Source organism: Aeromicrobium sp. 636 (genome assembly GCF_024433585.1).
Lineage (GTDB): Bacteria > Actinomycetota > Actinomycetes > Propionibacteriales > Nocardioidaceae > Aeromicrobium > Aeromicrobium senzhongii.
This window is the reverse complement of sequence record NZ_WNJU01000006.1, coordinates 1-12129: the sequence shown is the minus strand read 5'-3', so window position 1 is coordinate 12129 and position 12129 is coordinate 1. Positions and strand designations below refer to the sequence as shown.

14 protein-coding genes and 1 tRNA gene are annotated in these 12129 nt (G+C 67.8%); 8 read left to right on the top strand and 7 right to left on the bottom strand.

Going from position 1 to position 12129, the window contains the following annotated elements:
- Positions 1-54 precede the first annotated feature (54 nt).
- Positions 55-864 (bottom strand): HAD family hydrolase, encoded by an 810-nt coding sequence (locus tag GL325_RS15240; protein ID WP_187770104.1) that lies wholly within the window; start codon positions 862-864, stop codon positions 55-57.
- Positions 865-869: 5 nt separating this feature from the next.
- Positions 870-1448, bottom strand: coding sequence for a dCTP deaminase (dcd, locus tag GL325_RS15235; protein ID WP_187411589.1), 579 nt, complete (start codon positions 1446-1448; stop codon positions 870-872).
- A gap of 71 nt (positions 1449-1519) precedes the next feature.
- On the opposite strand from dcd, the gene GL325_RS15230 reads away from it, so the two are divergent.
- Positions 1520-1990 (top strand): universal stress protein, encoded by a 471-nt coding sequence (locus GL325_RS15230; protein ID WP_223111345.1) that lies wholly within the window; start codon positions 1520-1522, stop codon positions 1988-1990.
- Positions 1991-2302: 312 nt separating this feature from the next.
- Entirely contained in the window at positions 2303-3124 is an 822-nt protein-coding gene (locus GL325_RS15225; protein WP_187770103.1) for a DUF4839 domain-containing protein, read from the top strand.
- Between the two features lie 77 nt (positions 3125-3201).
- Here GL325_RS15225 and GL325_RS15220 read toward each other — a convergent pair whose 3' ends face one another.
- Together GL325_RS15220 and GL325_RS15215 are read right to left on the bottom strand one after the other, a co-directional pair.
- Complete coding sequence (locus tag GL325_RS15220; protein ID WP_187770102.1) at positions 3202-3792, bottom strand: hypothetical protein; 591 nt, start codon at positions 3790-3792, stop codon at positions 3202-3204.
- The gene (locus GL325_RS15215) at positions 3785-4078 is read right to left on the bottom strand and encodes a hypothetical protein (RefSeq protein WP_187770101.1); all 294 of its coding nucleotides are present in this window, start codon (positions 4076-4078) and stop codon (positions 3785-3787) included. The genes GL325_RS15220 and GL325_RS15215 overlap by 8 nt, the downstream gene beginning before the upstream one ends.
- Here GL325_RS15215 and GL325_RS15210 point away from each other — a divergent pair.
- Both GL325_RS15210 and GL325_RS15205 read left to right on the top strand, forming a co-directional pair.
- Positions 4064-4813 (top strand): hypothetical protein, encoded by a 750-nt coding sequence (locus tag GL325_RS15210; protein ID WP_187770100.1) that lies wholly within the window; start codon positions 4064-4066, stop codon positions 4811-4813. The two genes, GL325_RS15215 and GL325_RS15210, sit on opposite strands and share 15 nt — an antisense overlap.
- Positions 4813-5025 carry a hypothetical protein gene (locus GL325_RS15205; RefSeq protein WP_187770099.1) on the top strand — a complete coding sequence of 71 codons (213 nt, stop codon included), beginning with the start codon at positions 4813-4815 and terminating at the stop codon, positions 5023-5025. The genes GL325_RS15210 and GL325_RS15205 overlap by 1 nt, the downstream gene beginning before the upstream one ends.
- 231 nt (positions 5026-5256) lie before the next feature.
- Here the strand turns inward: GL325_RS15205 and GL325_RS15200 are convergent.
- Both GL325_RS15200 and GL325_RS15195 read right to left on the bottom strand, forming a co-directional pair.
- Positions 5257-5330: transfer RNA gene (locus GL325_RS15200), tRNA-Gly, on the bottom strand.
- Positions 5331-5367: 37 nt separating this feature from the next.
- Positions 5368-6258: an alpha/beta fold hydrolase gene (locus GL325_RS15195; RefSeq protein ID WP_187770098.1), complete on the bottom strand. Its 891-nt coding sequence runs from the start codon at positions 6256-6258 to the stop codon at positions 5368-5370.
- 23 nt (positions 6259-6281) lie between these two features.
- Between GL325_RS15195 and GL325_RS15190 the strand changes: the two genes are divergently transcribed.
- Genes GL325_RS15190 through GL325_RS15180 form a run of 3 tightly spaced genes read left to right on the top strand, consistent with a single transcriptional unit; the run spans position 6282 to position 8950 of the window.
- A complete protein-coding gene (locus GL325_RS15190; protein ID WP_223111344.1) occupies positions 6282-6887 on the top strand; it encodes an enoyl-CoA hydratase-related protein in 606 nt (201 codons plus the stop codon).
- Positions 6888-6893: 6 nt separating this feature from the next.
- On the top strand, positions 6894-8174 hold the full coding sequence (locus GL325_RS15185; RefSeq protein ID WP_187770097.1) for a uracil-xanthine permease family protein: 1281 nt from the start codon (positions 6894-6896) through the stop codon (positions 8172-8174).
- A gap of 44 nt (positions 8175-8218) precedes the next feature.
- Positions 8219-8950 carry a sulfite exporter TauE/SafE family protein gene (locus GL325_RS15180; protein ID WP_154597470.1) on the top strand — a complete coding sequence of 244 codons (732 nt, stop codon included), beginning with the start codon at positions 8219-8221 and terminating at the stop codon, positions 8948-8950.
- A gap of 3 nt (positions 8951-8953) precedes the next feature.
- Here the strand turns inward: GL325_RS15180 and GL325_RS15175 are convergent, their stop codons facing one another.
- Positions 8954-9874 carry a LysR family transcriptional regulator gene (locus GL325_RS15175; protein ID WP_154597469.1) on the bottom strand — a complete coding sequence of 307 codons (921 nt, stop codon included), beginning with the start codon at positions 9872-9874 and terminating at the stop codon, positions 8954-8956.
- Positions 9875-10237: 363 nt separating this feature from the next.
- Here GL325_RS15175 and GL325_RS15170 point away from each other — a divergent pair, with 363 nt between their 5' ends.
- The gene (locus GL325_RS15170) at positions 10238-12106 is read left to right on the top strand and encodes an acyl-CoA dehydrogenase (protein WP_187770096.1); all 1869 of its coding nucleotides are present in this window, start codon (positions 10238-10240) and stop codon (positions 12104-12106) included.
- Positions 12107-12129 lie beyond the last annotated feature (23 nt).

The following is a 12129-nucleotide window of genomic DNA, read 5'->3' as shown; positions in this document are numbered from 1 at the left end:
CGTTGTCGGGGAGTCCCGGAGTCACGTCGTGACCTCGGCACTCCCCGATGACGCTCAGATGCCCAGGACCGTCCGGACGGTGGTGATGACGCCGTTCTCGGTGTTCGGCGGGGCGGTGTAGTTGGCGACGTCGATGATGTCGGGGTGGGCGTTGCCCATGGCGAACGACCAGTCCGCGGCCTGCAGCATCTCGTAGTCGTTGAGGTAGTCGCCGAAGGCCATCGTCTGCGTGGCGTCGATGCCCATGGCCTTCTGCAGCTCGCGGACGGCGAGTCCCTTGTCGACGCCCTCGGCCATCACGTCGACCCAGTGGGCGCCCGAGACCGCGACGGGATTCGGCTGGCAGTACTCGCGCAGGAACGGCGCCGTGACCGCCTCGAGGTCGCCGAAGTCGTGCACGGCGAGCTTGATGATCGTGTCGTCGATCGTGGTCAGATCGTCCGTCACCTCGAGGCGCCGGTAGTACGGCTCGACCTGGTCCAGGAACGGCCGGTCGGTGCGGGTGATCCAGGCCGATTTCACGCCGCACACGACGATGCCGAGGTCGACGCCCTCGTCGGCCAGCTCCTGGATCCGGGCCACGCTCGTCGAGACCCACGCGGCGTCGAGGGGGTGCACGGCCACCTCGGTCCCGCGGTCGGTGACGTAGGAGCCGTTCTCGGCGATGATCACGAGGCCGTCCGAGACCGGTTCGAACATGGCGGTCAGGGTCGCCCACTGCCGGCCACTCGCGGGGGCGAACGCCACACCCGCCGCCTGCAGATCGCGGATCAGGTCGATCGTCCCGTCCGGGAGGCGCTTGTGCTCGTCGAGCAGGGTGCCGTCGAGGTCGGCCACGACGAGTCGGATGTCGGGCGCGGTCATGCCCTCTAGTCGATCACACTCCGGTGGAAGTTCGCGTGGGACCGGGAGGCCGTCGGTCCACGCTGGCCCTGATAGCGGGAGCCGTACTTCGTGGAGCCGTAGGGGTTCTCGGCCGCCGAGGTCAGCCGGAAGAAGCACAGCTGCCCGATCTTCATGCCGGGGTAGAGCTTGATCGGCAAGGTGGCGACGTTGGCGAGCTCGAGGGTGATGTGGCCCTGGAAGCCCGGGTCGATGAAGCCGGCGGTGGAGTGCGTCATGAGGCCGAGGCGCCCCAGGGAGGACTTGCCCTCGAGCCGCGCAGCGACGTCGTCGGGCAGCGTCACGTACTCGTACGTGGAGCCCAGCACGAACTCGCCCGGGTGCAGGATGAACGCGTCGTCGCCGTTGACCTCGACCTCGCGCGTGAGGTCGGACTGGTCCTGCGCCGGGTCGATGTGGGGGTACTTGTGGTTGTCGAACACCCGGAAGAACTTGTCGAGGCGCACGTCGATGCTCGACGGCTGGATCATCGAGGGCTCGTAGGGGTCGAGCGCGACCCGTCCGGCGTCGATCTCGGCGAGGATGTCGCGGTCCGAAAGCAGCACAAGGAGAACCTAACGCACGGGCGGCGCGCGGAGCCGCGCCCCGGAGCGGAACGGCTCTTCACACTCGGCGCGTGAACCCCACGTGTGCCATCGTGCGAGAAACCAATCGTGAGGAGCAGCACGTGTACAAGAACATCCTGGTCGGCGTGGACGGCAGCGACAGCGCCCAGCGCGCCGCCGAGGTCGCGGCCGGACTGGCCTCGGCCACCGGCGCCACCCTGCACATCGTGACCGCCGTCGACGAGAAGGGCGGCGCACCCTCCGACCTCCCCGGGGGCATGCATCCGCTCAGCCCCGGCGAGCGGGCCGAGGCCATCGCGCGCCAGGTCGCCGAGAGCCTGTCCTACAAGGGAACCGTCCAGGCCAGCCCGGCGCCCGGCAAGCCCGCCGACGCCCTGGTGCAGGTCGCCAGGGAGATCGACGCCGACCTCATCGTGGTGGGCAACCGTCGCGTCCAGGGCATCAGCCGACTGCTGGGCAGCGTCGCCACCGACGTGGCTCACCACGCGCCCTGCGACGTCTACATCGTCAAGACGGTCTGACTCCGGAACGCCCGGGGCGGGAGCCTTTCGCGGTCCCGCCCGGGCGCTGCTCGCGACGTCCGTGGAGAGTCAGTTGCGAAACTGATTCAGCCTGCAATGCGGCGCCTTCATGCGCCCTGCCGCCACGCCATTCCGGCTAACTCGCTGACGTTTTCCGGTTCTGCCCAACCCCAACCACTTCGGCCTTGCTGCATCTTGTTGGATCGCTCGCCTGCATGTCCCCAACTCTGGGGGCGTTCGGTGGGAGTGACCTGCTTGAACGATCGCCGCAACTCTTCTACATGGCGGTCGCCCCGCTGCTAGCGTCACGACGTGAGTACGCACGACGACCCAAGCAGTCCGCAGAGCGATCCCCCGCCTGGCGGTGAGCCGAAGTACGTATACGAGTCCGTCAAGGCAATCCGCGGACGGGAAGCAACGACGAAGGCCCAGCGCAAGACCGCGGGGTGGGAACTCGTCTCGGAGAGCCAAGGGCTCGTGCGGACGGAAATGACCTTCCGTCGACCGAAACCCACAACGTTGTGGGCTCGTCTCGCATCCTTCTCGCCCGGAACGGTGAAACCCATCAATCGCTGGGAGCGGCGCAATCAACTTCGCTTCCTGGCAGCGGCGGGTGCTGGCGTCGCCCTGATCGTTGCAATTTCCATCACGGCCGGAGGGGACGACGACGCACCAGTCGCTGCACCCACCAAGGCCACTGCCAAGCCGACCGAGAAGGTCACGACCCAACCCCCGAAGGCTGCGACCGAGCCGACAGAGGCGCCCGCGAAGACGACGGCGCCAGCTCCCGTGGAGACGCTCACCGTTAAGAACAGCAAGGATCTTGCCGCTCTTCTAAAGGCTGGCGAGTTCGACGAGGTCGTGTCGACCTTCGCGAAGAAATACGAGGGAAGAACGATTGCGTTCGACGGGAACGTCGCCAACGTGGCGGCCTACGACATCGGCTCCAATATCCTCATCTTGGCCAATGACTACAGCGAGACGACGGCTTCCGGACCCAACTTTCAATTCAAGGACGCCGACCTCCCCCTGCTCTCACAGGGAGATAACGTGCGCGTCAAGGCAGTCGTAGTGGGCTACGACGACAACAGTGGCCTATTCGAGCTCGAACCTGTCATGGTGCGCATCCGCTGACGCCTGCGTCGCTACGCGTCCACACGCTCCGAGAACGCAGCACCAATCCACATTGCGATGATGTCCGAGCGCCGCTCTCAGCGAAGCGTGAGTTGAGTACCGTCGATGATCGGGGCCGCGGCGAGCCACAACCGACGCAGTCGCACCAAGGCCGCGCTCGCGAGCCTCTCGGGGGAAACAGCCTTCTCGTCATCCCCGGGTTCCACATACTCCCAGAGCGGCCAAGTTGAGGAATGTCGATTTCCGCCGAACTGCTTACTCACATCGGAGAGACCCTCGGCGAGGGTGTGAAGCGCCGTGGACTTGACGGAACCATCGACCTGCACGGCAACGTAGGGCCATTGGTTGGAGCCCGGTTTCAGCAATTTCGTGCGTTCCCATTGGATCACGACCGAGACGCCGCCATATCCGATCGCGTTCCACTCTGGGCGATGCAACCCGTACCCGGGAAAGTTGCCACTTTCGACGTCGCTGACGATCGTGGCTGCTTGGAATTCCTCGCCAAGGGCCTCGACCTCCGGGCCGAGTTCGAGAAGCCGCGTTTCCAGAAGCCTGGCAGCGTCAGCGCGGAGTGAAGCCCACTCCTCAACGTCGCGCCAATGATCGAGGTAGAACCACGCTTTCGCGTCAGCATCGTCCCGGTTGGCCGGCGGATTGGGGTCAGACACGGTGATAAGCCTCCAAAGTGGCTAGGTAGTCGAGCACGCCCGGCGCGACCGTGGAATCGACCCCGATCGCGGTACGCGCAATGCGTCCCACATCTGACCAGGTCAGGGCGGTCCAGTGGCTGGCTGTATGTGCCGCTGTCATTGCTTCGCGGCGCCCGCGCGTCAGGAACACGAAGGACGGCGAAGGGTCTTCAGACCACTCGTCGTGAAGGCGTTCTAGTTGTCGCGGCTGTTCGGGTGCGAACGTCTTCGCTTCGACAACGATGGTCCAGTGCGGCGCGTACACGACCAAACCGACGCGACGAACGGCGTGGAGACGGGGGCGTCGAGTGAACCGTTGACGTTGCCTGACGCCGCGGGCCTCGGGGACCGGCAGATCAAGGACGGGATGGCCGTCTACCAGAACAAGACGGACGGTTACGCCGTCGCGGTGAACCCGTTCGAAGGTGGAACTCAGGTGCTCACCGTTCTGGGAGACTCGTCCGCGCCGACCTCGTTCACGTACGGTGTCGCTGGTGTCGGCGAGGAGGTCGTTCTCGAGGAGGACGGAAGTGCCGGAGTGATCGACGTCGAGACCGGTGAACCGGTCGCCGCGATCGAGAAGCCGTGGGCCGTGGACGCGAACGGTGTCGAAGTTGCCACTCGGTACGTGACGGACGGGAGTAACCTCGTTCAGGTGGTCGACCATCGGCAGGCGGACATCGCCTACCCGGTGACCGCTGACCCGAAATACTTCACGTGTGACGCATACACGCACCTCTGCGTGAAGTTCAGCAAGTCCGAGACGAAGAAGATCCGCAATCGTGTCGATGAGGGCGCCACAGCGGCCATCTTCGCGGGGGTCTTGTGCACGGGGATCCCGGCCCTCATCGGCAAGGCGACGTGCGCGGCCGCGGTCGCTCTGGTGGGCACGAAGTTGAGGAAGTCGTTCGTAAGCGCAGCAAAGAACGGGAAGTGCATCGAACTGCACTTCTTCATTCCGTCCGGAGTGTTAACTAGGTGGAAGACGGTGAACTGTTGATGAAGGAAATCGTGAACACCGCAGTAGTCGCGACGATGTTCTTCTGGTTTGGTCTGGTGTTTGCCCCCGGGGACATGGCAGCCGGAGCGGACATCGTGAAGGCGGGTCTCATCGGGACGGTATCGATCATCGCCGGGAGCGTGGTGGTCGCATACTTCAAGGGCGAGTTCAAGCGCCAGAAGCAGACGGGCACGTCTACCCGTCACAACTGACGAACGATCTTCCCCGCGTTGAACTGAACGCGACCCACACCGCCACAGCCAGCAAACTTGGCGACCCCGAAAACAGCCCGACGCCCCGTCCGATCACTGATCGGCGGGGCTTCGTCGTTGTTGACACGGCGTTGACATGGGCCTGACCGGCCCCAACAGAGAACTCCCGCCCAAACGTCAGTTTGAGCGGGAGTTTCCCGACTGAAATTGCTCAGTTACCCGAACAACCCGTGGAGCCGGTGACGGGAATCGAACCCGCGTATCTTGCTTGGGAAGCAAGCGCTCTGCCATTGAGCTACACCGGCGGTGCTGCGTCGATCGTACAAGCACCGGCGACCGGGGTCAGAACTGGCGCAGGAAGTCGCGCACCTGAGCGATCAGCTCGGCGGGCTTCTCCTCGGGGATCCAGTGGCCGCTGCCGCGGATCTCGGTCACCGTGACGTTCGGCGGGCCCCCGGCGCGGCGCACGATGCTCGGCGCGAGGACCGTGTCTCCCGTGCCCGGCAGGAACAGCAGCGGAATCTCCACGACGCGGCGCGCGTAGCCTCGCCCGACCTTCGGGATCTCCTGGAGCATGAACGTGCGATAGAGCGCCTGCCCGGCCCGGGCCCGGGCCGGCTCGCGGAAGCGCGCGAGGTACTCCTCACGGTCCGAGCGCTGCCACCGGTAGCCCGAGGCGGCCCCCAGCTTGAAGATCGTCTTCAGGACGACCTGCCCCGCCTGCCGCTGCAGGAAGGCACCGCCTGGACCGCCGACGATCGGCTGGTAGGCGAAGCGCCACATCTGGTGCAACGGGATGTCGGCCCAGGGCGCGACGATCGCGGCGGCGACGACCCCGCGGACGGCACCCTCGTGGCGGCTGGCGACCAACAGCGAGATCCAGGCACCCCAGTCGTGCCCGACGAGGATCGGCCGGTCGAGGCCGAGCTCCTCGATCGCGCGGGCGATCTCGTCGGCCATGACCCGCTTGTCGTAGGCGCCCGGGCCCTCCGGCACGTCGCTCCAGCCCGCGCCGCGCAGGTCGACGGCGACCACGTGGTGCGTCTCGGCGAGCGCCGGCATCACGTGCCGCCAGCAGAACCAGTGCTGGGGCCAGCCGTGCACGAGCACCACGGACGGACGGTCGACGGACTGATGGGCCAGGCCCGCCTCGGCGACGTGCAGACGCACCCCGTCGACATCGATCCATCGGTGTTCGACGCCGGGAACGACCGGCAGGGTCGGAGAGGTCATAGGGCGATCGTAAGGTTGATCACATGCCTCTCGTCGAACTCGGCCGCGAAGACACCGTCCGCACGATCACCCTGAACGCCCCCGACCGGCTCAATGCGCTCGACTGGCCGCTCCTGCAGGAGTTGCGTGCGGCCGTCGAGTCCGTGGCCGCCGACGACGAGGCCCGTGCCCTGGTGGTCACCGGTGCGGGCAAGGCGTTCTGCTCCGGAGCGAACCTCGAGAGCCTCTTCGGCGACACCAGCCGCCCCGCCGACGTCCTGCGCGAGCACCTGATGAACGTCTACTCCTCGTTCCTCGGCATCCGCAGCCTCTCGATCCCCACGATCGCCGCCGTGCAGGGCGCCGCCGTCGGCGCCGGGCTCAACATCGCCCTGGCCTGCGACGTGATCATCGCCGGTCCGCAGGCAGGCTTCGGCCCCACGTTCAGCCGCATCGGCCTGCACCCCGGCGGTGGCTGCAATCAAGAAGTCCGTCGGCGTCGCGGTGCGGTCCGACCTGCACGAGTCGCTGAACTTCGAGTCGTGGGCGCAGGCCGAGTCGCTCAGCAGCGAGGAGTTCGCGGCCTTCGCCGCGAAGTTCGCCTCGCGCTGATCCCCCGCGCGGACCGACCCCGACCCGTGGGAAAGTAAGGGTCCATGTGGACCCTGCATGGTGACGGCACGAACGTGAAGCCCGGCGCGATCGTCCTGCCCGAGGAACGACTGTCGTGGCCGCGCACGATCGGGTTCGGCGCCCAGCACGTCGTGGCGATGTTCGGTGCGACGTTCCTCGTGCCGCTGCTCACGGGCATGCCGCCGACGACGACGCTGTTCTTCTCCGGCTTCGGCACGCTGTTCTTCCTACTCATCACGTGGGGCCGCCTGCCCAGCTACCTGGGCTCGTCGTTCGCGTTCATCGCCCCGGTCAAGGCGCTCGTCGAGGACGGCGACATGGGCTCGGCGCTGTTCGGCATCATGTGCACGGGCATCCTGCTGGCGCTCATCGGTGCCATCGTGCAGATCACCGGCGCGGCGTGGCTCGACCGGCTCATGCCGCCCGTCGTCACGGGTGCGATCGTGGCGCTCATCGGCTTCGCCCTCGCCGGCGCCGCGACGGAGAACTACGGCAAGGCGCCCCTCGTCGCGACGATCACCCTCGCCGTCGTCTGCCTGTCGGCCGTGGTGCTGCGCGGCTTCGCCGCCCGTCTGTCGATCCTCTTCGGCATCATCGTGGGATACCTCGTGGCACTCGGGCTGGGTGACGTCAGCTTCGACAAGGTCGACAAGGCCGCGTGGATCGGGCTGCCCGACTTCCACCACCCCACGGTCGACTGGTCCGTGCTGCCCATGTTCCTGCCCATCGTGCTCGCGCTCGTCGCCGAGAACGTGGGTCACGTGCGCAGCGTCGCGCACCTCACGAACCGCCCCGCGATCAATCGCGAGTCGGGCCGTGCGCTGATCGCCGACGGGGTCGCCACGACCGTCGCCGGCGGCTTCGGCGGCTCCGCCACCACGACCTACGGCGAGAACATCGGCGTCATGACCGCGACGCGCGTCTTCTCGAGCGCGGCCTACGTCGTCGCCGGCGTCGTCGCGATACTGCTGAGCCTCTCCCCCAAGTTCGGCGCCCTGCTCATGACGATCCCCGAGGGGGTCATCGGTGGCGTCACCGTGGCCCTCTACGGCCTCATCGGCCTGATCGGCGTGCGGATCTGGTCGGACAACCACATCGACTTCGCCGACCCGGTGAACCTGTACACCGCGGCCGCTGCCCTGATCATCGGCATCGGCAACCTGACGGTCGCCCGGGGCGACGTGTCCCTGTCGGGCATCACGCTCGGGTCGATCGCCGCGATCGTGATCTACCACGTGATGCGGGCGCTCCAGCGCGATCCGCACGAGACGGTCTCGAAGGACCCGGTCGACCCGGGCGCCTGACGCGCCACCCGGCGCTGCGGGCCTCGAGACGGTAGACACGTCCCGTGGGCCTGGAAACGGTGGTGCTCGTCGGCGTGTGCGCCGTCGCCACCTCGGCGCTCACCGCGGTGCTCGGCTTCGGCGGCGGGATCGTGCTGCTGGCCGTCCTCGTCGCCTTCGTCGACCCCCTCGTGGCCATCCCGTTGCACGCGGCCATCCAGGTGGTCTCCAACGGCACGCGTACCGTCGTCCGGCACCGGGACGTCGACTGGTCCGTCGTCTGGAAGACCTCGCTGCTGCTCCTGCCGGCCGGAGCGCTGACGCTCCCCCTCGCGCGGGAGGCGCCGGAGGCGGCGTTGCAGGCGCTCATCGCCGTGGCCGTGCTGGCCGCGACCTGGCTGCCCGAGTGGCTCTCGCGGCCCTTCCGTGCCCCGGGCACCGCCGGGTGGATCGGTCTGGGCGGCGTGATCGGCGCGCTGAATCCCGTGGTCGGCGCGACCGGCCCGCTGGCTGCGCCCTTCTTCCGAGCCGGCACCAGCGACCGGCTGGGCTTCGTCGGCACGTTCGCCGCCACCCAGGTGTCCGGGCACCTCGCCAAGCTGGTGCTGTTCGGCGTGGTCGGCCTGCTGCCCGCGTCCCAGGCGCCCGCGGCCGCCGCCGGCATCGCCGGTGTCATCGGCGGGACCTGGCTGGGCAGCCGGTTCCTCGACCGCATGCCCGAGCGCAGGTTCGACCGGCTCTACCTCGTGGCCATCACCCTGGTCGCCCTCTGGCTGCTGGTCGACGCCGCCCGGTGAGGGTCAGAGCGCGCCGTGGCGATCGGCGACGGCGCGAGCCTCCTCGCGCAGGGCCTGCACCACGAACCGCACGCTGGGCCGCTCGAAGCGGTCCGGTCGCAGGACGGCCGTGATGTCGCGCCGGGCACGGATGCCGACCAGCGGGCGCGTGACGAGCCCGTTGTCGCGGGTCCGGGTCGTGAACCGCGGCAGGATCGCGATCCCGTGCCCCGCGCCCACCACCGCCTCCACGACGCCGTTGTCGTCGAACCGCTGGGCGATGCGCACCGACTCGCCGGTGACGGTCACCAGATGCTGCAGCACGCGGTCGTAGGGGAAGTCGCGCGGTGCGCCGATCCAGGTCTCGCCGACGACGTCCTTGGGCGAGAGGCTCGGCCGGTCCGCGAGCCGGTGGTCCTCGGGCAGAGCGACGTCGAGGGGCTCGCGCATGAGCGGGACCAACTGCAGGCCGCGGTCGTGCCACTCCTCGGTGGCCGACGGGGAGTCCGCGACGACGATGTCGAAGTGGGCCACCATGTCGAGCACCTCGAACCGCTGCGTCGGGTCGCGGTCCGAGCAGATCAGGTTGACCGCCGGCTCGGCGCCCACCCGCGACAACAGTCCCGGCAGGAGCATCTCGCCGCCGGTCGGGAACACCGTCAAGGTGACGTCGCCGGCGGGGCCGCCGAGGTACTCGCGCCACTTGGCCTCGGCCCGCTCGAGTGCGACGGCCACCTCGGTCGCCGTCTCCGCCAGCGCCCGCCCTGCGGCAGTCAGCCTCACGCCGCGGCCGGCCGGCTCCAGGAGGGGCACTCCCGCCTCTGCCTCGAGGATCTTCAGCTGCTGCGACACGGCCGAGGGAGTGACGTCCATCTCATCGGCGACCGCCCCCACGGTGCCCCGTTCGGCCAGTTCCCGCAGCATCGCAAGGCGTCGCGCATCCATGTAGACAAACTACATCTTCGATGAAGTTCTGTTGGATTGTCCTTGACAGTGGCACGACGCAGAATGGAGGGAGAACGAAAGGAGCACCCATGACCTTCCTCACCCTCGCCGCTGTCGTCGCCCTCACCGCGGGCACCATCCACACGGCCTACCTGGTCGCCACCGACGGCCTGACCCGCGTCCCCACGCGTCGCGTCTGACGGCACCTCCCAGAACCGACCCGCTCTCCGCACGGAGACGGGTCGTTTTTCTTTTCCGGGATCGCCTTTCGCACTGGTACGACGCTGGAGTACGATCTAGTTACTGGCCAGTAGAACCCGCCAGTAACACTGGCAGCTTCATCTTCCCGGAGGTCCACGGCCCATGAGCCACTACAAGAGCAATCTGCGCGACGTCGAGTTCAACCTCTTCGAGTTGTTCGACCGCCAGTCCGTCCTCGGCACCGGTCCCTTCGACGAGGTCGACGTCGACACGGCGAAGAGCATCCTCGCCGAGGTCGAGCGCCTGTCGCGCGAGGACCTCGCCGCGTCGTTCGTCGACGCCGACCGCAACCCGCCGGTCTTCGACCCGGCCACCCACACGCTGAAGCAGAACCCCGAGTTCGCCAAGAGCTACCAGGCCTGGATGGACGCCGAGTGGTGGCGCCTGCAGCTGCCGACCGAGCTCGGTGGCCAGCCCGCCCCCTCCTCCCTCGTGTGGGCCATGGGCGAGTTCGTCCTGGGCGCCAACCCCGCCATCTGGATGTACGGCGCCGGCCCGGCCTTCAGCCGCGTCGTGTGGGAGAACGGCACCGAGCGCGACCAGAAGATCGCGCAGACCATGATCGACCGCAAGTGGCTGACCACGATGGTCCTCACCGAGCCCGACGCCGGCTCCGACGTCGGCGCCGGCCGCACCAAGGCCTTCCCGAACGAGGACGGCACGTGGCGCATCGAGGGCGTCAAGCGCTTCATCACCTCGGCCGTCAGCGACCTGGGCGAGAACACGATGCACATGGTGCTGGCGCGTCCCGTCGGCGTCGAGGGCGCCGGTGGCCCGGGCACCAAGGGCCTGTCGCTGTTCCTGGTCCCCGAGCATCACTTCGACCTCGAGACCGGCGAGCTGACCGGTGAGCGCAACGGCGTCTACGTCACCAACGTCGAGAAGAAGATGGGCATCAAGGTCTCGGCCACGTGCGAGGTCACCTTCGGCGACCCCCAGCTCGGCGGCCCGGCCACCGGCTGGCTGCTCGGCGAGGTGCACGACGGCATCAACCAGATGTTCCGCGTCATCGAGAACGCCCGCATGATGGTCGGCTCCAAGGCCATCGCGACGCTGTCGACCGGCTACCTCAACGCGCTCGAGTACGCCAAGGAGCGCGTCCAGGGCGCCGACATGCTGAACCCGGCCAAGGACGCCCCGCGCGTCACGATCACGCACCACCCCGACGTGCGCCGCTCGCTGCTCACGCAGAAGGCGTTCGCCGAGGGCCTGCGCTCGCTGATGATCTACACCGCGTCCTTCCAGGACGAGGTCATGGTCAAGAAGGAGTCGGGCGAGGACGCCAGCCTCGAGCACTCGGTCAACGACCTGCTGCTGCCGATCGTCAAGGGCTACGGCTCCGAGCGCTCCTGGGTCCTGCTGGGCACCGAGTCGCTGCAGACCTTCGGCGGTTCGGGCTTCCTGCAGGAGTACCCGCTCGAGCAGTACGTCCGTGACGCCAAGATCGACACGCTGTACGAGGGCACCACGGCGATCCAGGGCCAGGACCTGTTCTTCCGCAAGATCGTGAAGGACCAGGGCCGCGCGCTGGGCTACCTGTCCGACCAGATCAAGGCGTTCATCGACAACGAGTCGGGCAACGGCCGCCTCAAGGTCGAGCGCGACCTGCTGGCGAAGGGCCTCGAGGACACCACCGCCGTCATCACGGCGATGTTCAACGACCTCATGGCCTCGAACCCGGCCGACGAGAACGGCGACGCCCGCAACGTCTACAAGGTCGCGCTGAACACGACGCGCCTGGTCTACGTCCTGGGCGACCTGGTCGTGTCCTGGCTGCTGCTGCGCGGCGCCGAGGTCGCGCAGAACAAGCTCGATGCCGGCGCCACCGGTGCGGACAAGTCGTTCTACGAGGGCAAGGTCGCCGCGGCGTCCTTCTTCGCCAAGACCGTCCTGCCCCGCCTGGCCGCCGAGCGTGCGATGGCCGAGGCCGTCGACCTCGACGTCATGGAGCTGGACGAAGCGGCCTTCTGAGCCACTGACTCACTCGAGCGGCG